The sequence below is a fragment of the Mesorhizobium sp. M0058 genome (assembly GCF_040323095.1).
GTDB lineage: Bacteria > Pseudomonadota > Alphaproteobacteria > Rhizobiales > Rhizobiaceae > Mesorhizobium.
In genome coordinates this window covers 15,759-36,421 of sequence record NZ_JAMYUQ010000027.1, presented here as the reverse complement: position 1 = coordinate 36,421, position 20,663 = coordinate 15,759, and the positions used below count along the sequence as shown (strand labels likewise).

Below are 20,663 nucleotides of genomic sequence, written 5' to 3'. Positions count from 1 at the left end.
GGGCTCGGGGCGGGCCTAAGACCAGTCCAGGATCAAATTTTCGATCCCGAACACATGGCCGCCAGAAGTTATCGGCGCCGTACCCTGCTTGATCCTGAAAGCCGGGATGCGCGCCAGCCACTCCTCCAGGCCAATGACAATCTCGCGCCGGGCAAGGTGTGAGCCAAGGCAACGGTGGGGACCATAGCCAAACGCTGCGTGGCGGTTGTCCTCCCGCTCCAAATCAATCGTGTTGGGGCATTCGAATTCCGCCGGGTCACGATTGGCAATCATCGTGGCGCAGGAAACATAGTCCCCCTTCCGGATCGGCGCGCCTTCGAAGTCGATATCTTTCGTGGCCACGCGGATCAACTGAATGGGCGGATAGGCCCGCAGCAATTCTTCGGTTGCGAGCGGGATGCGGTCCGGTTCGCTCCGCAGCAATTGCTGATCTTTGAGGTTGCGTGCGAGGTACGCCAAGTCAAAGCCTATAGCTGCTGCGACCGTGTCGAGCCCAGCGACGAAGACAAGCACGCCGATGCCGCGGACTTGGGTGTCAGTCAGCCGGCGGCCCTCGACCTGTGCCTGCACTATAAAGGTCATGAAATCGTCAACCGCCTCATCGCGGCGCATGGCTGCAAGTTCGTCGATGAATGCCACGATCGTCCGGGCAGCCACAGGTCGTTCCTTATCGTCGCCGTGGAGCAGATCTTTCCCCCAGCCGACGAATGTATCGAGTCGGTCATCAGGCAACCCCAGAAAGCGAAGAAAGGTGCTCACCGCGAAAGGAAAGGCAAAATCCTTCATCACGTCGCAGCTTGTGCGCGACGCGGCGATCCTTTCGATCAGCTCGACCGCCCGTTCGCGGACAGCCGGTTCCAAAGCCAACACCCGCTTTGGCGAAAGCAGCGGATTAAGCAGTGAGCGAAAGACGCCATGGGCCGGTGGATCGAGCTCAAGCGGGATCGTCGGCCAGTTCTCACCCAGTATGGAGGAGAAGATGCTGCGATGGCTGGAAAAAGTCTCTGCGTCCTGCAGCACCTTCCGCTGGTCCGCGGCACGGGTGATGACCCAGGTACCCCGGCCATCTTGCGTGTTGTAGCGGGAGTAAAAGATCGGAGGCCCGTCATGTACGCAAGCGACAGCTGCGTGTGGATCCCCGTTGGGTGTTGGTGGCATCCCTGGCGATGTAAACAGGCTGAAGTCCCTCACCATTTCGGGCGGGACATGATCTGGAACGGGGTTGGTCGCCATTTTGTTTTCTCTACATTGGCGTTCATGGCTCAATTGAGATTGCACCGCTGTTCATAAAGTCGATTTCCAGCATGGGCACGTCTCTTGTCGGGCGCCTTCTAGATTCTGTCGCCTGATACAGCCCACCTGCACCAGCGCGGATGAGATGGGTTGCGAAGTCGATCAGAGGGGCATCTCCGCCGCGCTCCGGTCATGAAGCAAAGCGGCCGCTTCCCCGTTAGGGTTGAGAGACTGGTCAATCACCTCTGCCCTGCTGATCAAATTGTCGAAGCAAGTCGCGTGCCGGATAGGGTAGCCATGGCGGTGCACCAAGCAATGCCAGCCTGCGCTGGGTCTGCCGCTGATGATCACCTGTCCATCATTCTTATGACAACGTCCGACAACCGACATCCGTGGTCGGTTTTGTCGAGCCCGCGACATCGGGCTGTTCGGCTTGGCTGTTGCTGCACAGCCTGCCGGTCGACGAGCGAGTAGATCGCTCGCACGGCCCGGATTGAGCAATGACGCGATCCAGCGCAAGGATCGGGTGCGGTCCGAGAAGACCCGACGGCGCTTGCGCGAGACGATCGGAAATATCAAAAAGGTCAAGCCGCGCTTCGGTTCGGCGCTGATGGCGTATGCGTTTTATCGCTCGCAGGCGCTGCAAGGCTTTTCCGGCAGACGGCGATGCACTCGTGCGCACCGGTGCCGACCGGCGACCAGCTTGACTGTATAGATGCGGTCCATTCCGGCGTGCATCACCTGACCATGCGCATGCGCTACGACGGCATCCTTTCCGCTCATGGACCTAGATTTGCTCGCGAGCCGCTGTCGGAACGTGGTGCTGAGTCCTATCGCGGCCAATTCAATCCGAGGACCTGTCGGCAGTCAACACACCCCTGGAGGTCGGACCGGGAACGCGTGGCAGACTCTCGGCCAGAAACCGCCAGTCGCTGCCCTCGCGTTCGCCTTCCTTGCGCGTGCCGAAGAACTGGATGATCATCTTGCCGTCCGCGCCATAGGCTTCAATGGACGTAACGTGACCATCCCTCGTCGGCTTGCGCACGGCCCAGACCTCGCGGATGCGATGGGTCCTAAGATGCAGATGGAAGGTCTCTTCGAGCACATTGATCCGCGGCCCGATCTGCTTGACCGACCTGATCGGGCCGGAATGGATCTGAATGCAACCACGATTGCCGACAAAGCACATGATCGGCATCTCGTCTTCGGCCGCCTGTTGGAACAGGGCGCCAATGGCATCATTGTCGAGTAGCCAGGCGTCATCCTCGTCGGCCATACGCATCGCCTGGCAGCGGCTGAGCTTCAGTGTCTTCAACATATGGTAGAACTGATGCACGTCGCTTAGCCGGCCCCAGTGCTCGCGTAGGTCGTCGACCGTGGTGGCGTGGTCTGGACTCACTGCGTTATCGCGCGCCCCGCTCGCCTCGAGCGATATGATCGGCTCCTGGTCGGGGGATACAAGCTCTGCCGTCAGATCCTGATAGGCCTGCAGGTTCGAGGCGGGCGTGAGATGAGCTTTGTGCATCGCCTCGCCGGTGGCATCAAAGAATTGCAGGCTGCGGCGGATCTCGGCCCCCTCGCGCTTCTCGACGGCGAAGCCATACGCCCACGCTTTCGGGAAGATGCGCAGGTCGATCTCGTCGCCGAGCAGTATGGCATGCTGGTTGCCGGTGACCACTTTGCCGTAGACGCCAATCTTTTGGTGCACGGCACTTTCGTTGCTGGTGACCGCCATCACCTCGCCGACCGCTTCGAGGCCGGTCAGCAGATCATCGACGCGCGGCTCGATGCGCACCGCGCCGTGACCACAATGCGCCGCGACCAACTCGGCTTCCGAAATGCCCAATCGAGCGGCGAGATCATGCTCCCGGATCTTCGGATTGTCTTTGCACGCCCGCCGGATTTCGTCGGGCGACGGTTTCTCGCGTTGGTCCATGCTTACCCCTGTTTCTACGACGTGTGAGGATCATCTGCCCTGCCCGGGAATCTTCAGCCGATAAGGCGCGCCGAAATGCTCGATCCTGATCTGCTGCTGGCCCATGAACAAGGTGTCGCTGGACAGCGTGCGCACGGCGTCGCACCGATGCGAAAACCGGCGAGCAGCCACATGCCGATGGCATCCCATCGAGCCGGTCGGCGGCTACTGGGCGGTGGTGAGCCAGTATGGATGTTGTCGCAATCGGCCAAGCGGGCATTCGGATGCCACGAGCGGCGCTGCTTTGCCAACAACGCGTATCTGACCACGGTCCTGACATGTTACTCCCTTGCTTCGCCCCATCCATCGCGATGGCACCCACGGCATGGTTGTGGATCGGCATGCTCTTGCCGTCTCGCCAAACGGAGCTTCAAAAACCGTGCCAATTGCGCCGAGGCAAGCTCAGAAGAAGTTCTGTCCTTGGTGATGTGAGTTCACCCAAGAACTCAGGCCAACATCCCTCGTGCCGGACCCGACAAACCCGACAGCACGTGTCGATTGGCCGACACCTTATCAGCAATCAAGAGGCACCAGTGCGAGAGATGCCGCGCTGTGTTGAAACGTTTTTTGGCTTTGGCACGGTGCATGCAACGTGATGGGCAAGCAGGTCGCGGACTGAGGAGAATGGAGCCATGATTACGCTCACCGACAACGCTGTTGCCGCCTTCAAGACTGCTCTTTGCCGTGCCAGCGAGCCGGCGGAAGGCTTTCGCATTATGGTCGAGGCCGGCGGCTGCGCAGGCTTCAAATACTTAATGGGCCTGGAGAGCGTGTCGCGCGAGGGCGACGCGATCACTGACACAGATGGGGTCAAGCTGTTCGTGGACGCGGGCTCCCAACCCCATGTAGCCGGCATGACCGTCGACTTCCTCACCGGGCTCCAATCTTCCGGTTTTGTCTTCGATAACCCCAATGCGCGCGAAAAGTGCGGCTGCGGCAAGTCCTTCAGTTAAACGCCCGAAGCGCCTGTGCGGCCGACAGAGTGATTTTGCGGCAGAGGAGACTTATATGGCCGGCACAACAGATGCCCCCGTCCTAAAAAACAAGACAAGGTCAAAGCCGATCTCGGGACCGCCATTCGCTCCCAGTAGGATTCAAAGAACGTCGCCTCCCGAAGCAGCTCGGTTCCTGGTGGCACCCGAGCTGCTTGCGGACAAATCGCGCCGCTGCGCCAAATTCGGCTCATCGGTAGCGTTATCGCGTTCGGGCGTCCTTACCTGCCGGCTGACCTACGGCCACTGCGAACATGTCCATATCGACGGAGATCCGGTTTACGTCAAACACTCCGGGCGCCTGCGCGCGCTGCCAGTTCAAATGATCATCAACGGCATGCGCCAGAGGCTCAACGAGTCGGTCTAGCGCTCGCGTCATTCTGTTTAACTGAGGATCGCACCTATGAAGCCTGTCTACCTCGACAACAACGCAACCACACGGGTCGATCCTGAGGTCGTGCAAGCGATGTTGCCGTTCTTTAGGGATCAATTCGGCAACCCTTCGTCGGCACACGCTCTTGGCGCCTCAGTCAGTGCGGCGGTGAGAAAGGCGCGGAGTCAGTTGCAAGCTCTGATCGGCGCGGAGTTCGAGGATGAGATCACTTTCACCTCGGGTGGGACAGAAAGCGACAATGCAGCGCTTCTTTCAGCGCTCGAGGCGGCGCCCAACCGGACCGAGATCGTGACGTCCGCGGTCGAGCATCCCGCCGTGCTGACGCTCTGCGCGCATCTTGAGAAGACCCGCCGCCTCAAGGTGCACAGGATCCCGGTGGATTGCCGTGGTCGGCTCGATCTCGACGCCTATATGGCCGCCCTAACCCCACAGGTTGCAATCGTGTCAATAATGTGGGCGAACAACGAGACTGGTGTGATCTTCCCCGTGACAAGGCTTTCCGAGTTGGCCAAGGAAGTGGGCGCCCTATTCCATACCGATGCTGTGCAGGCGGTCGGCAAGCTTCCGATGGACCTGAAGTCGACCGCAATCGACATGCTGTCGCTCTCCGGCCACAAGCTGCACGGGCCGAAAGGGATCGGTGCGCTTTTCGTAAAACGTGGCGTCGATTTCCATTCGCTGATCAAGGGGGGTCACCAAGAGCACAACCGGCGTGCTGGCACCGAGAATACGCCCGGCATAGCCGGGCTCGGCACGGCGGCCGAACTCGCCTTGAAATTCATGGACGACGAGACCACACGGGTAAAGTCGCTCCGCGATCGCCTGGAGGGCGGGATCCTCCAGCGCATCCCAAGCACCTGTGTCACTGGTGATCCCTTGCAACGGTTGCCCAACACCGCAAACATCTCCTTCGAACATGTCGAAAGTGATGGAATTCCACTTCTCCTCAGCCGCATTGGCATCGCGTGTTCCTCTGGCTCGGCCTGCACCTCCGGGTCTCTGGAACCAAGCCATGTCCTAAGCGCGATGAAAACGCCACACGCGGCAGTCCGCTTCTCCTTGGCGCGGGACAACAGCGAAGAGGACATCGACCGGGTGCTCGAGGTCATGCCGGGAATCGTGGGGAAGCTGCGCAGCTTTTCCGGTTCTGGGCCGGGTAGTCCGGTCTATGCGTGAGCCGCAGAAGAACAGGCTGCCTGTCATGACCGGTCATGTCTCCCTCAACGATACGACCTTGCGCGATGGCGAGCAGGCGCCGGGCGTCGCCTTCACCACGACGGAAAAGCTGGAGATCGCTGAGTCTCTTGCGGCGGCTGGCGTGACAGAGATCGAGATCGGCACGCCGGTCATGGGCGTCGACGAGATGGAAACAATTCGCGCCGTGGTAGCGCGGCGTCTTCCGGTTCGGCTCATGGCCTGGTGCCGGATGACGTCGTTGGATCTCGATGCAGCGATCGAGAGCGGCGTCCAAGCGGTCAATTTGTCGCTGCCTGCGTCGGACATCCAACTTGCCGCCAAGCTCGGCCTCGACAAGGCGGGAGCGCTCCAGGTCATCGATCATATGGTCAGGCGCGCCGCCGATGCCGGCTTCTTCGTCGCGGTGGGCTGCGAGGATGCCTCGCGGGCCAATCGGGATCATCTCGCCCGCGTCATCGAGACGGCCGCACGCGCCGGCGCAAGCCGCGTGAGGCTGGCCGACACAGTCGGTGTTCTCGACCCGTTTTCGACCTTCGAACTTGTCGCCCAGCTCGTGGTGCAGTCTCCAATCGACCTTGAATTTCATGCGCACAACGATCTCGGACTTGCTGGCGCCAACACGCTGGCGGCGATCCGCGCAGGCGCGCGCCATGCCTCCGTCACCGTCCTGGGGCTCGGCGAGCGTGCGGGCAATGCCGCGCTGGAGGAGGTGGCCGCCGCAATGGCAGTCTTCGACGGCGCAGACACCGGCATTGAGCTGACCGCATTGCCCGGCCTCGCCGCCCAGGTGGCTTGGGCCGCCCGCCGGCAGACCGCAGCCACTAAGCCGGTCGTCGGCGCCGATGTTTTCACCCACGAATCCGGCATTCACGTCGCAGGGCTGCTGAAGGACTCGCGTACTTATCAGGGGCTCGATCCGACTCTCGTGGGCCGCTGCCGGCGGATCGTCATCGGCAAGCATTCCGGCGCCACTGCGATTGCCCATGTGCTGAGCGAAAGCGGTCGCGATCTCGACCCGGATCTGGCAGCCGCGATGGTGGCCCGCGTCCGACGCGAGGCGGCCGAGACCAAATCGACCGTCACTGCAACTCGACTGGTCGAGCTCTACGATGGAATGTGCAGCGAGGCATCCCTCATCGAGCTGTGCGGGTCCAAGTCAGCCGTGCGCGAGCGCACAGAGGCCACAGTTTTGCGACCAGGAAGAATGCAATGAATTGTTCCGCTGACAGCCGCCCCATGGATGTCACCGACATCCTCGCACGACTGAAGCGCTTGTCGGCTGCAGAGGAATTCTTCTCAGTCCTAGGCGTCGCCTATGACCCGAAGGTACTGAATGTCTCGCGGCTCCATATCATGAAGCGTGTGGGCCAATACCTCGCCGAAGAAGATTTCTCCGGTCTGCCCGACCAGGTGATTGCCGCGAGGGTGCGCGCGACGCTCGAACGAGCTTACGAGGACTTTGCGATTTCCTCGCCGCTCACGCATCGGATTTTCAAGGTGCTCAAGGACCACGATCCGAACAAACCTGCCGCGCCGGGTCACACCTTTGTTCCGTTCGACTCGGTACTGAAGCGGTTCGGACGGGAATGATCGGCGACAAGGGTGCGACGCGACAATGTCGAGCAGCCGCCAAATGCGGTCATCACCACAGCGCCGTCAGAAGCAACCAGCCGAAGTTGTAGGAAAGGGGGAGCGCTAGAGACTTGGCACGAATAATGCGGACAAAGGAGATAACCGCAATGCCGGACCCGGACAGGAGCCTAGAGAAACCGCCAATGCACATCGTAATCTGCATCAAGCAGGTGCCGGACTCGGCACAGATAAGGGTCCATCCGGTCACGAACACGATCATGCGCCAGGGTGTTCCGACCATCATCAACCCTTACGACCTGTTCGCCCTCGAAGAAGCGCTCAGACTGCGCGACGCACATGGCGGCGAAGTCACTGTGCTCACCATGGGTCCGCCCATGGCAGAGGACGCGCTGCGCAAGGCGCTCGGTTACGGCGCCGACCGAGCGGTGCTCTTGACCGACCGCTATTTTGCCGGCTCCGACACGCTGGCAACCTCGTTCGCCCTTTCCCAGGCAATCGCGAAGATTGGCGAGACGTTCGGCACGCCAGACCTCGTCTTTACCGGCAAGCAGACGATCGATGGCGACACCGCCCAGGTCGGGCCCGGCATCGCCAAGCGCCTCGGACTCCTGCAACTGACCTATGTCGCGAAGATCCCTTCTGTCGACCTTGCTGCACGCGAGATCAAGCTCGAGCGCCGTTCCGAAGGCGGCACACAGATGCTGAAGAGCAGGCTCCCTTGCCTCATCACCATGCTGGAAGGCACAAACGAGATCCGCCGGGGCTCGATCCAGGACGCCTTGTGCGCCGCGCGCAGCCAGGTCTTGAAATGGAGCGCGGCCGACGCCGGCATTGAGGATCTCACCAAATGCGGCCTGCGCGGTTCACCGACGGTCGTCAAACGTGTTTTCGCCCCTCCTGCTCGAGCTGAAAAGGCGGCACAAATCGACACCGCCGAGAAGGCCTTGCGCGATGTCGCTGACGAACTCATCACCGCAATCTTCACCCGCCAGCCGGCGCTGGAACATGAGCTCGCCTTTAACGGCGGCGCGTGACGGCAAGGAGCACAACGATGTCGACCGCGAACGGAGAAACCCCTCGCCCTGCCGCCGGCCGCGCCGGCATAAAGAAGGAATTGCCCGCCCATTTCAAGGACTATCGGCACGTTTGGGTTTTGATCGAGCTCGAACGTGGCGAGGTCCATCCGGTATCATTCGAACTGCTCGGCGAAGGCCGCAACTTAGCAGACAAGCTTCAGGTCCAGCTTGCAGGCGTCGTGCTTGGACCGCCGGGAGAGGCCGTCGGGAACGCCGTTGCCGAAGCATTCGCGTATGGCGCTGACCTTGTCTACATCGCCGAGGCGCCCCTGCTCGCCGACTATCGGAATGAACCTTTCACCAAGGCGCTGACGGATCTGGTCGATACCCACAAACCCGAAATCCTTCTTCTCGGTGCCACCACACTGGGCAGGGATCTTGCCGGCTCCGTGGCGACGACCTTGCAGACGGGGCTCACGGCCGACTGCACCGAACTCGACGTGGATACCGACAGTTCGCTCGCCGCCACGCGTCCGACTTTCGGCGGTTCCTTGTTGTGCACGATCTATACGCTCAATTTCCGCCCGCAGATGGCGACCGTGCGGCCGAGGGTCATGCCCATGCCGCAGCGGACGGATAAACCGGTCGGGCGGGTCATCCGGCACAAGCTTTCGCTTGCCGAGGACGAGATCGCTACCAAAGTCCTCGGCTTCCTGCCGGACAATCAGTCGGCGAAGGCAAACCTTGCCTATGCCGACGTCGTGGTTGCGGGAGGCCTTGGTCTTGGCGCGGCGGAGAACCTGCAGCTTGTGAAGAACCTCGCACGAGCAATCGGCGCCGAGCACGGCTGTTCGCGTCCGTTGGTCCAGAAGAGCTGGATGCCAGCTGATCGGCAGATCGGCCAAACTGGCAAGACGATCCGGCCGAAGCTTTACATAGCGGCCGGGATTTCCGGCGCCGTCCAGCATCGGGTTGGCGTGGAGGGGGCGGATCTCATCGTGGCCATCAACACCGACCCGAACGCGCCGATTTTCGATTTCGCTCACCTCGGAATCGTCACCGACGCGATCCGCTTCCTGCCCGCACTGACGGAAGCCTTCACCCGGCGGCTGTCGCCCCACAGTCGCGATAAGCTTTCGAGCTAAGGGGATGGACATGATCGAGGAAAACTTCGACGCCATTGTTGTTGGGGCAGGCATGTCCGGAAACGCAGCTGCTTACACCATGGCCAGCCATGGCCTGAAGGTGCTGCAGTTGGAGCGGGGTGAATATCCGGGCTCCAAGAATGTCCAGGGTGCCATCATGTACGCCAACATGCTGGAGAAGATCATCCCGGATTTCCGGGATGATGCGCCTCTCGAGCGGCATTTGGTTGAACAGCGGCTTTGGGTGATGGACGACACATCCCATACAGGGATTCACTATAGGTCGGACGACTTCAATGAGGCGAAGCCCAACCGGTACACGATCATCCGTGCCCAGTTCGATAAATGGTTTTCGCGTAAGGTGCGCGCGGCCGGCGCGACCGTTCTGTGCGAGACGACCGTGACGGAACTCATCCGTGATGCCAATGACAGGGTGATCGGCGTCCGCACAGACCGGGCAGGCGGAGCCATCTACGCGGACGTGGTCGTTCTCGCAGAAGGTGTCTGCGGACTGCTTGGCACTCGAGCCGGCCTGCGCGAGATGCCAAAGCCGCAAACCGTGGCCCTCGCCGTCAAGGAAATGCATTTCTTGCCCGAAGAGGTCATTGAGCAGCGGTTCGGCGTAAAGGGCGATGAGGGCTGCGTGATCGAGGCGGTGGGCACGACCTCCCGCAGCATGGCCGGGCTCGGCTTCCTCTATACCAACAAGGAGTCCATCTCACTGGGCATTGGCTGCCTCGTCTCCGATTTTGCCGCGATGGTCGAGAGCCCCTACGTTCTCCTTGATGCCTTGAAGAGCCATCCTTCGATCCGGCCGCTGATCGCCGGCTCGGAAGTGAAAGAATATTCCGCACACCTCATTCCCGAAGGCGGCTACAAGGCTATTCCGCAGCTCTTTGGCGATGGTTGGGTCGTGGTCGGCGATGCCGCGCAACTGAACAACGCCATTCACCGCGAGGGTTCGAACCTCGCCATGACCTCCGGCCGCATTGCGGCTGAGGCAATCGTCGAGGTCAAGAGCCGCAACGGTCCGATGAACAAACGGAATCTCGCCCTTTACAAAGCCATGCTGGACAAGTCCTTCGTGGTCAAGGACCTGAGGAAATACAAAGACATGCCGGCCTTGCTCCACACCAATTCATGCAATTATTTCACGACTTATCCGCGGTTGATGTCGCAAGCTGCGCAGAACTTCATGCGTGTCGACGGCACGCCGAAGATCGAGAAGGAAAAGGCGACCACGGCGGCCTTCATCAAGGCGCGCTCGCGCTGGGGGCTGGTCAGCGACGCGGTCCGCCTTGCATTGGCGTGGCGCTGAGGGGAGACGAAATGACCAGCGCAGCGACGAAGTCACGTGTCGAGGACAAGCTTTACCAGAACCGCTACTTGGTGGATTCCGGCCGCCCGCACATCAAAGTGCGACCGCACCAGAAGCCGAGCGCGAATTTGCTCGCGCTGACCCACGTCTGCCCGGCGAAATGTTATGAGTTGAACGACAAGGGTCAAGTGGAGATCACTGCCGACGGCTGCATGGAGTGCGGCACCTGCCGGATTTTGTGCGGGACGACTGGTGAGATCGAGTGGAACTATCCACGCGGCGGTTTCGGAATCCTCTTTAAATTCGGATGACCGGCGCACGCATGCCCTAAGCAGATACCGCGCTCAGGGACTCTACGATATGTGAAGGTGCTGACCGCGCCAAGCGAGCTGGAGATTACGCTCGCCATACGCTGGGCAATTGTCGTGAACGTCCTGCCCACGTTTCTGCAGACGGGTGATGGAGAAGTCGTCGTCTGGACGCTGAAGGAGAGCCGGAGATTGCCGCCACTGCCGGCAACACCCACGCACCTCAATCAGGCACTCGCCGCCTCATACCACAGGCTGTACCAGATCGAGCGGATTGCGGCTGCCGGCCAGTCGCATCGGCGCCTCCGCAGCAAGGTATCTCCCCTTACGGCCGGCGTCCGAACCATGCCGCTTGTCGCCCGCATCTGACGGAACGCTAGTGGCTGATCGACGCGATTGACAAGGCCGGTTGGGTTTTGCCAGGGCGGCTCGTAATCCTGGCCTCACGCCCTGGATAATCGGCTACGCCCTGCGCCGGCATGGTATCAAGGTTAAGAAATTCGGGACGTCGTGATGACGTCAAGCGTAAGCAGCCCGGAGTGGTCTCGCTCACACTCTGCGCGCCCGAGGCTGCTAAGCCTCGCGACCCCATTTGCCTGTCCACTGTCGTAAGCCCGACAGGTGTGTCGGAGCAATCCGAAGGAATGTGACACGGGAAGCCTATTCAATGAACCGAAACAGCTCTTTGGGCTGGCATAGCTCTTGCGCTTTGAACTGCGACATCACGCAGCAACGGAGCCGTTCATGTCTGCACCGGCAATTTCGCTTGAGAGCCTCAGCACGACATTCGGTGACCAGTTGCTTGGCACCATGAAACTCGGGGGCTGCGCGTCTTCGTCCTGCGGCTCGTCGACAAAGCCCGACGACACGGATCCGGCTGTCTGGGAGAAGATCAAGGATCACCCCTGCTTTTCAGAAGAGGCGCATCACTATTTCGCGCGTATGCACGTCGCGGTCGCGCCGGGCTGCAACATCCAGTGCAACTACTGCAATCGCAAATATGACTGCGCCAACGAAAGCCGGCCTGGGGTGGCCTCTGAAAAGCTGACGCCCGATCAGGCGCTACGCAAGGTGATCGCGGTCGCCAATGAGGTGCCGCAGCTTTCCGTGCTCGGCATCGCCGGACCGGGCGACGCCTGCTACGACTGGAAGAAGACGAAGGCGACCTTCGCCAGGGTCGCCAGGGAAATCCCAGACATCAAGTTTTGCATATCCACGAATGGGCTGGCGCTGCCCGACCATGTCGATGAGCTTGCTGACATGAATGTCGATCACGTGACGATCACGATCAACATGGTCGACCCTGAGGTCGGTGCAAAGATCTATCCTTGGATCTTTCACGATCATCGCCGCTACGTCGGCATTGAAGCCACCCGGATCCTGCACCAGCGGCAGATGTTGGGCCTGGAGATGCTGACCGCGCGGGGCATCCTCACCAAAATCAACTCGGTGGTGATCCCGGGCGTGAATGATGAGCATCTGATCGAGGTGAATAGATGGATTAAGGAGCGAGGCGCGTTCCTGCACAACCTTATGCCGCTGATTTCGGACCCGGCCCACGGCACGCACTACGGTCTGAGCGGGCAGCGCGGCCCAAACGCAATGGAGATGAAGGCTCTTCAGGATCGTGTCGAAAACGGCGCCCAGTTGATGCGCCACTGCCGGCAGTGCCGGGCAGATGCCGTGGGCCTGCTCGGAGAAGATCGTGGCCAGGAATTCACAGTCGACCGGATTCCCGGCGAGGTCACCTACGATGCCAGCAAACGCAAGGCCTATCGGGAGCTGGTCGCGGAGGAGCGCCGTGATCACGTCGAGGCTAGGAGAGAAGCGATCGGATTGGTCAAGGCAGCGAGCCCCGGCAAGTCCCTTCTCTTCGCGGTGGCGACCAAGGGCGGCGGCCGCGTCAATGAGCATTTCGGCCATGCGAAGGAATTCCAGGTTTATCAAGCCTCGCTGAAAGGGATCAGCTTCGTCGGGCATCGGAAGGTGGACAAGTATTGCCTTGGCGGCTGGGGCGCAGAAGCGGCCCTCGATGGCGTCATCGCAGCGCTTCAAGGCATAGATATCGTGCTGTGCGCCAAGATTGGAAATTGCCCGCAGGATCAGCTCGCGGAGGCTGGAATCAGAGCCACCGACGCCTGTGCCCATGACTATATCGAGACAGCAATCAGCGCGATTTACATCGCCGCATCTGGGACCCCCACACTCGCGGCGACGGCCTGAGCTGTCTCATTCATTCGGACCAGGAGTTAAAATGGCTTTCAAGATCATCGCATCCCAATGCACCCAATGCGGCGCCTGCGAATTCGAATGTCCTTCCGGCGCGATCAAGTTCAAAGGCGAGAGCTACGTGATCGAGTCACAGAAGTGCACCGAATGCGAGGGGGTCTTCGATGCGCAGCAATGTGCCTCGGTATGTCCGGTGCCGAAGACCTGCGTTCCTGCGTAACGGACATTGGACTGCCGACATGGTTGGGGGCTGCCTACGCAGGACGCCTGGAACGCCTTGTTCGCAATCTCAGCCGCAAGAGAAATCAGGGAACGGACATGTCGCTCGGACGCGAAGAGGAGATCGAAATCCGCAGGCCTCCACGATTCATGCCGGGAGAGCGGGTACGTGCCACTCGCCACATAAAGAATGACGGCACCTATCCTGGCAGGGAGATCGGCGAAAATCTCGTGCGGAAGGGGGACGAGGGATATGTGCGCGACATTGGCACCTTTCTCCAGCAGTTCTTCATCTATGCGGTCGAGTGGATCGACCGTGGCACCGTCGTCGGTATGCGAGCGCGTGAACTGATGAGCCTCGACAAGGCCGAGGCGCCCTGCAGTGCTGAAAGCAATACCAATGAAGGGACGGCCAGATGAAAGTCATGATCCGCAGGACCGATGCTGGTTTGTCGGCGTATGTCCCCAAAAAGGACCTCGAAGAGCCGATCATCAAACTCGAGAAGGAAGAGTTGTGGGGCGGAACGGTCACGCTCAGGAACGGGTGGCGGCTCCTCCTACCCGATCTCCCACGTGATACGCGTCTGCCGATCACCGTCGAGGCAAGGAAGATTTCCGAAGAGGGCTGATGCTGCCCCTGGGTGCGTCGCGAGGAAACGAGATGAACACGATTCTGACATCGGGCCACCTCGTCATCGTGCGGGACAGTTTTGCTGAAAAGCTGCTTGACCTGGCGAAGGAAGCGCTCGCCGCCGATGAGGTGATCCCCTATCTCGGTCCGGGTCTTCTTGAGTTGAACTGTGTGGAACCGCCTGTGCCGCATACCCCGGAGGTTGTTGCCGCGGCACTCAATGCACGGGCTCCAGCCCCTTCCAGGATCCGCACCAATATGTGGTCGGTTGCACAGTTCATCGAACAGCGCCGGCATCGCCGGACGCTTCAAGCTTGGATGACCGACATATTCGCAGCGCCGGTGGGGCCGACCCCCTTCCACGCCTGGCTCGCAAGGCTGCCACTCTCCCTCATCATCGACAGCTGGTATGACAGCGCGATGCGCACGGCTCTGGTAGAGACCGGCCGAACGGACGTCGTTGAGATACAAGGCGTCACGCGCGCGAATGAAATCGGCAACATTTGGACGAAAACCTACGATTTGTCCGGGAGGGAGCTCGACCCCCGATTGGGGGCCAAGACGGTTCTCTATTCACCTCACGGGAGTATTACGCCCGCGCAAAACTTTCTCGTCGCAGATTCCGACTACGTCGAAGTCCTGTCCGAAATTGATATCCAGACACCGATCCCAGACGCTGTGAAGGAACGGCGCATCACCCGTGGATTTTTCTTCGTTGGCTGCCGCTTCAACGATCAGATGCTGCGCACCTACGCCAGACAGATCATGAAGCGCTCCCGCGGTCCCTATTGCACCGTAATGGACGCGGAAACCCTTACCAGAAACGAAGCGCGTTTCCTTGCGGCAAGCGGAATCACGGTGATCGACATGCCACTAAGTCAAGCGGCGGCTCGGCTTGTGGGAACGGGCACGGCTGCAGGTTGGGGACGGGATTAACAATGGCGGATGCCTTTGATGATGTCTGCTTCGGCTTTCCTCGAAGACGCAAAATGCAGTCGGGAATACACCCGTGAACAGTGATGCTGTCAGCAGCGCAACGAACGCACTGAATTCGTTGACCCATGTTGAAGCGGCGCACTGGGGCCGGGATTTGAGTACGCTGTTGCGCATCACGCGTATGAATCTGCGCCACCCGTGGCAGGTTGCCCTCGCTATGGGCTCGACGATCATGGCGGCAATCCTCCAGTTGCTCATTCCCCAGCTTCTCGGCCGGGCTGTCGACCAGACCCAGACAGCTATCGGGGGCGGTGTCGCGGGGGCCGCGGCAGGACAAGCGCTCTGGGCCCCGGCTCTCCTGCTGCTCGCCGTCAGCGCGCTACGCGGCGTTTTCACGATGGCGCAGAACTATTTTGCCGAAGCCGTCGGGCATCATGTCGCGTACGAATTGCGGCTCGCCTACTACGACAAGATCCAGCGTCTCAGCTTTTCCTTTCACGACCGGGCCCATTCAGGCGATCTGATAACCGCCGGAATGCTCGATCTCGAAGGCGTGCGGATGTATTTTTCCACCGGGCTCATGCGGGTGCTCCTGCTGACGATGCTGATCGGGATTGGCGCTTACATGATGATCTCGACCGATCCCGTGCTCGGCTTGGCCGCGCTCAGCTTCGTGCCTTTTGTCGCTTGGCGCTCATCGACCACACAGCTTAAGCTGCGCGCCACCTGGCTCGACCTCTATGAGCGCCTTTCGGTACTAAGCCGCGTGATGAAGGAAAATCTCGCAGGTATCCGTGTGGTCCGCGCTTTTGCGGCTCAATCCTATGAGATGCTGAAGTTCGACGGCGCTTCCAAGAACGCGCTCGACCTCGCCAACGATCTCGTTGACATCTACGTACCCAACACGTCGGCGATGACCTTGTCCTACTTTTTCGCAATGGGATTGGTGCTTGGGATCGGTGGCAACAAGCTCGTCGCTGGCGAGATCAGCGTCGGAACCATGGCGACCTTCCTGACCTTCATGACCATGATGCAAATGCCAGTCCGCCAGATCGGTCTCATGGTCAATGCGTTTGCCCGCGCTTCTAGCTGCGGTTCGCGGCTTTTCGGTCTCCTCGATCAGGAGATCACCATCAGGGATGCTCTCGAGGCCAGACCGCTTGAGATAAGTGACGGCACTCTGCGCTTCCACAATGTCTCATTTGCCTACCCCAACGCCGAAAACCGCGCCATTCTGAAGAACCTCAGCTTTGAGGCCCGGAGAGGCGAGACGATCGCGATCGTCGGTCCGCCGGGTTCCGGCAAATCGACGATGGCTCATCTGGTCCCCCGCTTTTACGACGTGACCGGTGGCGCCATCACGTTGGACGGCCAGGACATACGCAATGTCACCCTCGAGAGCCTTCGCAAGGCGGTCGCGGTTGTACAGCAGGATGCGTTCCTATTCACCACAACGATCGAGAACAACATCGCTTATGGCGATCCCTGGGCGAAGAGACAGCGAATTGAACGCGCTGGAGAATTCGCCCAGCTCCACGACTACATCCTCGGGCTCCCGGCAGGGTATGAGACGGTCGTGGGCGAACGCGGCGTTTCTCTCTCTGGCGGCCAGCGCCAGCGTCTCACGATTGCTCGCACCATGATGCTGCGCCCCTCCGTCATCATTTTCGACGACTCGATGGCCGCGATCGATGCCGGCACCGAGCTGCGCATTCGCGCGGCGATGCGGCGCTTCGCAAAGGATCGGGTGACGATCATCATCGCGCACCGGCTGAGTGCGCTTAAGCATGCCGATCAAATCCTTTTTGTCGATAACGGCGAAATCGTAGAACGCGGCACGCATGAAGAGCTTCTGGCGAAGCGGGGACGCTACAGGGCCCTTTACGATCTCCAGACGTGCCCGGGTGATAGCATTATTAGCCAGGATGGGGGCGCCCGCTGATGGACCAGGGCCGCGGCGAACTCGAAGCCGAACCTGACGACGGGAGACGCCCTCCGCGCGCGGTCGTCGGCTCGCACCGGATCGAGGAGGAGATGTTCGGCCGGGCTTTCGACAAGAGCATCCTCCGTCGCATCTGGGGCTTCGTCCATCCCTACCGGGCAAAGGTAGTTGTCACGATTGTCGCGATGCTGATCTTCACCGGGACGCAGCTTCTCATCCCCTTGATCATCCGCTACGCGATCGACCTCGGCATGAACCCGGCAAGGCCCGATCGCTCAGCCCAGCTTGCGGCCGTCGGCGCGTTCCTTTCGGCGATTTTGGTCAATTTCGCCGCCGGCTACATGCAGGAAGCCTTGGATGGGAAAATGGCCGAAACTGTCCTGTTCGACATCCGCCGCGCCATGTTTGGCCATCTGCAAAAGGTTTCGCTCTCTTTCATGGACAAGACCGAGGTCGGACGCCTGATGTCGCGCCTGCAAGGCGACGTTAACTCCATACAGGAGTTCCTGGAAACCTCGGTATATTCCCTAGGCGATGTTGCGCTTCTCTTCGGCATCGTTTTCGTAATGCTGTGGCTCGACTTTCGCCTCGGCCTCCTGACGCTATCGGTTCTGCCGATCCTGGTGATCGTCCGCATTGTCTGGTTGCCGCGTGCCCGCGACGCCTTCATGGCTGCACACGAAACCAATTCCGTCGTCAATGGCGCGCTGGCCGAAGCCATTCACGGCGTGCGGACCATACAGTCAATGGACCGCCAGCAGGTGAATTTCAGTCTTTTTGACGATCGGGCCCATGCCAACCTCAGGACCCACCTGATCGCTGCCAGATATGCACTGGTCATGGTGCCCATCGTCGATGGCATCACCGGCCTCGCCTTGGCCGCCGTTATTGTGGTCGGCGGCTCGATGGTCATGAATAGCCGTATAGATGTGGGCGTGTTGGTAGCCTACCTATTTTACATCCAGCGCTTCTTTGACCCGATCCGCTCACTCACCCTGCAATATTCGGTCATGCAGCGCGCCATGGCCTCAGGCAAGCGCCTGACGGATGTGCTCGACGTCAAGATCGATGTTAAGGACAAACCCAATGCCGAGGTGCTTTCGCCCGAAATGGACGGCTCGGTCGAGTTTAGGGACGTCACCTTCGGCTACGATCCGAACCGTTCGGTTCTGAAAAATGTCTCGTTCAAGGTCAATCCGGGCGAGACGGTCGCACTAGTCGGACCGAGCGGTTCTGGCAAATCGAGTGCGATGGCCCTGGTCCACCGCTTCTATGATGTTCAGCAGGGTCAGGTGCTGGTCGGCGGACATGATGTACGCGACCTCACCCAGGAATCGCTCGGCCGCCAGGTCGCCATGGTGCTGCAGGAGCCATTCCTGTTCACCGGGACGGTCTTCGAGAACATTCGATACCAGAAGACGGAAGCCACGCGCGACAAGGTGATCGAGGCGGCCAAGGCTGTCGGCGCGCATGACTTCGTCATGAGCCTCGCCGACGGGTATGAGACCCAACTTGGCGAACGCGGCGACAACTTATCTCTCGGCCAGCGCCAGCTTATCAGTTTCGCCCGCGCCCTCGTCGCTGACGCCAAGATCCTCGTGCTCGACGAAGCTACCGCCAATATCGACAGCTACACGGAATTGCAGATTCAGAAGGCTCTGATCAAGCTGCTTGAAGGGCGGACTGGCCTCGTCATCGCCCACCGTCTCGCCACGGTCCGGGGGGCCGAGCGCATCATCGTGCTTCAGAATGGCCAAGTTATTGCGACTGGCAACCACGATGAGTTAATAGCCATGGGCGGCCTGTATTCCAAACTCTACTATCTCAACTACGCCTCCTTCGACGACCTTCCCGAACACGATACCACCGTCCAAGCTGGCTCTCAGACCTGACATCTTGGCGGCCTTGTGGTAGTGGCGTTGACTTTCGGGCGTGTCGGCAGACCACTCAGGCCACCGCATCCGGCCAGCAGCCAGCATTCAAGAACGAGCACTCCTCGCAATTCGTGAAGACCGGCTGCGAACGATTTCCTCCAGCATCGTATCCGACCGCGGTGCACCACCATCATCGGGCGAGCTCGCTGGAGGTGTTGGCTGGGCGTCGCAAAGCCGCTCGCGAGCGCGCCCTCAATAGCGCCGTAGCGAGTGACGGCTTTGCCACCGACGGGCCGCTGATGAAGCTGGATTAGTGGGCGCCGCACCGACGCCGCCCCGGGCGAGAAGAACCTCCTGCGGCTGGCTATGGGCAACGACTAGCGCCAGCGCGACGAGCAGACGCGTGCCGGCATCGTGACGCGCTCGGCTACCCTCTCCTTAGGATCGTGCATGTTCACACGATGGCCCAGACGCCAGCCAACGCACAAAGCTGGTATTCTGTGCCGCCTGCTCGTCGTCAGTTTGGCCTCCTCCCGATTGCCCGCCCCACCACGTGCAAGCTCGAGCACATGGTCAGCCAAGTCGAGCCATGATTTCGGATTGAATGGTCCTCGCGGTGTAAAGGGAAGCATCTAGCGGCAGATTTCCAAATGCCATTTGACAAAGCAGGTAGTTGGCACCTGCCTCTTCCAACTGATCTAGCAGAGCTTTTCGCACAGACTCTGCTGATCCTACCACGCACAATTCACTCTCGACTGCCGCATCGAAGGTTAGCGGCAAGTTTGGTGGAGTGGGGATAGCGTTAAGCTCGTAAAGGAATTGGAAGCTCTTGAGCCAGCGTGCGTAAGCAGGTGCCGCGAGCGAATAGGCATGTGTGTCACAACGCCCAATCACGACCATGCGGAGCAATCCGACAAATCTCCCTTGATCCCCCCCGCCTGCGTTGTCCTCTCGATAGGCGCGGAACGCATCAGTAGTTTTGCGAACAGAAGAGGAAGGTCCTACACACGCGATATTTGTTCCATTCGCAGCGGCCCAAGCTGTGGACTCGGGTCGATTGGCAGCGACCCATGTGGGCGGATGTGGACGCTGATGAGGTCTTAGCGTCAAAGGAACGTCATTGAGATCAAAATGGCGGCCTTGATAGCATAGCGTGCCGACCTCCCTCGAATTCACAAGTATTTGCATAAGAATTTCGCTGGCTTCGGCATAACGGCCCGGCACCGCGTCCGCACCAATCCCGAAGTAGCCCAATTCGGTCGGGAGAGCACCGCGCCCTATGCCCAGTTCGAGCCTGCCACCGCTCAACTGGTCCAGCATACAGATCTCTTCGAACGCACGCAGCGGATGATAAAGCGCAAGCAGCATCACCAAGGGTCCGAGACGCAAGCGCCGGGTGCGCTGGGCGACGCTCGATAAGAACAGATTCGGCGATGGACCTCTCCCATGGGGAGTACAGTGGTGTTCTGCGAGATGATAGGCATAGAACCCTAGCTGATCGCACGCCTCTGCTAATATCAGGCGATCTTCGTACTGCCGGCCTATATCGCGGCCATCCTCATCCAAATGATCGAAGATGCCGAAAGCCAGGTTTGAAGGAAAGACGTTTGTCACTCTTTAAGTCCCCGATTTTAAAAGCAGGCTGTTTTTCTTGCTGGGAT

At 60.2% G+C, this 20,663-nt stretch carries 21 protein-coding genes; 17 read left to right on the top strand and 4 right to left on the bottom strand.

Going from position 1 to position 20,663, the window contains the following annotated elements:
• Window positions 1-15: 15 nt before the first annotated feature.
• The 3 genes from NKJ75_RS30510 to hemP form a co-directional block, all read right to left on the bottom strand.
• Window positions 16-1,233, bottom strand: coding sequence for a cytochrome P450 (locus NKJ75_RS30510; protein WP_023727121.1), 1,218 nt, complete (start codon window positions 1,231-1,233; stop codon window positions 16-18).
• 844 nt (window positions 1,234-2,077) lie between these two features.
• The gene (locus tag NKJ75_RS30505; RefSeq protein ID WP_023672205.1) at window positions 2,078-3,169 is read right to left on the bottom strand and encodes a hemin-degrading factor; all 1,092 of its coding nucleotides are present in this window, start codon (window positions 3,167-3,169) and stop codon (window positions 2,078-2,080) included.
• A gap of 30 nt (window positions 3,170-3,199) precedes the next feature.
• Window positions 3,200-3,304: a hemin uptake protein HemP gene (gene hemP / locus NKJ75_RS30500; protein WP_023685012.1), complete on the bottom strand. Its 105-nt coding sequence runs from the start codon at window positions 3,302-3,304 to the stop codon at window positions 3,200-3,202.
• A 536-nt stretch (window positions 3,305-3,840) separates the two neighbouring features.
• Here hemP and NKJ75_RS30495 point away from each other — a divergent pair.
• From NKJ75_RS30495 to NKJ75_RS30415, 17 genes are all read left to right on the top strand, one after another.
• On the top strand, window positions 3,841-4,161 hold the full coding sequence (locus tag NKJ75_RS30495; RefSeq protein ID WP_023672207.1) for a HesB/IscA family protein: 321 nt from the start codon (window positions 3,841-3,843) through the stop codon (window positions 4,159-4,161).
• Window positions 4,162-4,216: 55 nt separating this feature from the next.
• Complete coding sequence (locus NKJ75_RS30490; protein WP_352500568.1) at window positions 4,217-4,567, top strand: hypothetical protein; 351 nt, start codon at window positions 4,217-4,219, stop codon at window positions 4,565-4,567.
• Between the two features lie 36 nt (window positions 4,568-4,603).
• Complete coding sequence (gene nifS, locus NKJ75_RS30485; RefSeq protein ID WP_352500567.1) at window positions 4,604-5,770, top strand: cysteine desulfurase NifS; 1,167 nt, start codon at window positions 4,604-4,606, stop codon at window positions 5,768-5,770.
• Between the two features lie 25 nt (window positions 5,771-5,795).
• Window positions 5,796-7,004, top strand: a complete 1,209-nt coding sequence (nifV, locus tag NKJ75_RS30480) for a homocitrate synthase (RefSeq protein WP_023727119.1) — start codon at window positions 5,796-5,798, stop codon at window positions 7,002-7,004.
• Entirely contained in the window at window positions 7,001-7,381 is a 381-nt protein-coding gene (gene nifW, locus NKJ75_RS30475; protein ID WP_023687348.1) for a nitrogenase stabilizing/protective protein NifW, read from the top strand. Before nifV ends, nifW begins: the two co-directional genes overlap by 4 nt.
• 185 nt (window positions 7,382-7,566) lie before the next feature.
• Window positions 7,567-8,418, top strand: coding sequence for an electron transfer flavoprotein subunit beta/FixA family protein (locus tag NKJ75_RS30470; RefSeq protein WP_352500566.1), 852 nt, complete (start codon window positions 7,567-7,569; stop codon window positions 8,416-8,418).
• A gap of 17 nt (window positions 8,419-8,435) precedes the next feature.
• Window positions 8,436-9,545 (top strand): electron transfer flavoprotein subunit alpha/FixB family protein, encoded by a 1,110-nt coding sequence (locus NKJ75_RS30465; protein WP_352500565.1) that lies wholly within the window; start codon window positions 8,436-8,438, stop codon window positions 9,543-9,545.
• A 10-nt stretch (window positions 9,546-9,555) separates the two neighbouring features.
• Complete coding sequence (locus NKJ75_RS30460; RefSeq protein WP_023712672.1) at window positions 9,556-10,863, top strand: FAD-binding protein; 1,308 nt, start codon at window positions 9,556-9,558, stop codon at window positions 10,861-10,863.
• 11 nt (window positions 10,864-10,874) lie between these two features.
• Entirely contained in the window at window positions 10,875-11,174 is a 300-nt protein-coding gene (locus tag NKJ75_RS30455) for a ferredoxin family protein (protein WP_023806340.1), read from the top strand.
• Window positions 11,175-11,225: 51 nt separating this feature from the next.
• Window positions 11,226-11,540 (top strand): hypothetical protein, encoded by a 315-nt coding sequence (locus NKJ75_RS30450; RefSeq protein WP_023672216.1) that lies wholly within the window; start codon window positions 11,226-11,228, stop codon window positions 11,538-11,540.
• A 375-nt stretch (window positions 11,541-11,915) separates the two neighbouring features.
• The gene (nifB, locus tag NKJ75_RS30445) at window positions 11,916-13,394 is read left to right on the top strand and encodes a nitrogenase cofactor biosynthesis protein NifB (RefSeq protein ID WP_023708818.1); all 1,479 of its coding nucleotides are present in this window, start codon (window positions 11,916-11,918) and stop codon (window positions 13,392-13,394) included.
• A 31-nt stretch (window positions 13,395-13,425) separates the two neighbouring features.
• Entirely contained in the window at window positions 13,426-13,620 is a 195-nt protein-coding gene (locus NKJ75_RS30440; protein ID WP_023672218.1) for a 4Fe-4S dicluster domain-containing protein, read from the top strand.
• 98 nt (window positions 13,621-13,718) lie between these two features.
• Window positions 13,719-14,039 (top strand): nitrogen fixation protein NifZ, encoded by a 321-nt coding sequence (locus NKJ75_RS30435; RefSeq protein ID WP_023687354.1) that lies wholly within the window; start codon window positions 13,719-13,721, stop codon window positions 14,037-14,039.
• Window positions 14,036-14,248 (top strand): putative nitrogen fixation protein NifT, encoded by a 213-nt coding sequence (gene nifT, locus NKJ75_RS30430; protein ID WP_023807985.1) that lies wholly within the window; start codon window positions 14,036-14,038, stop codon window positions 14,246-14,248. Before NKJ75_RS30435 ends, nifT begins: the two co-directional genes overlap by 4 nt.
• Window positions 14,249-14,280: 32 nt before the next feature.
• Entirely contained in the window at window positions 14,281-15,186 is a 906-nt protein-coding gene (locus NKJ75_RS30425) for an SIR2 family NAD-dependent protein deacylase (RefSeq protein WP_023835189.1), read from the top strand.
• 73 nt (window positions 15,187-15,259) lie between these two features.
• On the top strand, window positions 15,260-17,128 hold the full coding sequence (locus tag NKJ75_RS30420; protein ID WP_352500564.1) for an ABC transporter ATP-binding protein: 1,869 nt from the start codon (window positions 15,260-15,262) through the stop codon (window positions 17,126-17,128).
• On the top strand, window positions 17,128-19,020 hold the full coding sequence (locus NKJ75_RS30415; RefSeq protein WP_352500563.1) for an ABC transporter ATP-binding protein: 1,893 nt from the start codon (window positions 17,128-17,130) through the stop codon (window positions 19,018-19,020). Before NKJ75_RS30420 ends, NKJ75_RS30415 begins: the two co-directional genes overlap by 1 nt.
• A 555-nt stretch (window positions 19,021-19,575) precedes the next feature.
• On the opposite strand, the gene NKJ75_RS30410 is transcribed toward NKJ75_RS30415, so the two are convergent.
• Window positions 19,576-20,616: an LLM class flavin-dependent oxidoreductase gene (locus NKJ75_RS30410; RefSeq protein ID WP_031194208.1), complete on the bottom strand. Its 1,041-nt coding sequence runs from the start codon at window positions 20,614-20,616 to the stop codon at window positions 19,576-19,578.
• Window positions 20,617-20,663 lie beyond the last annotated feature (47 nt).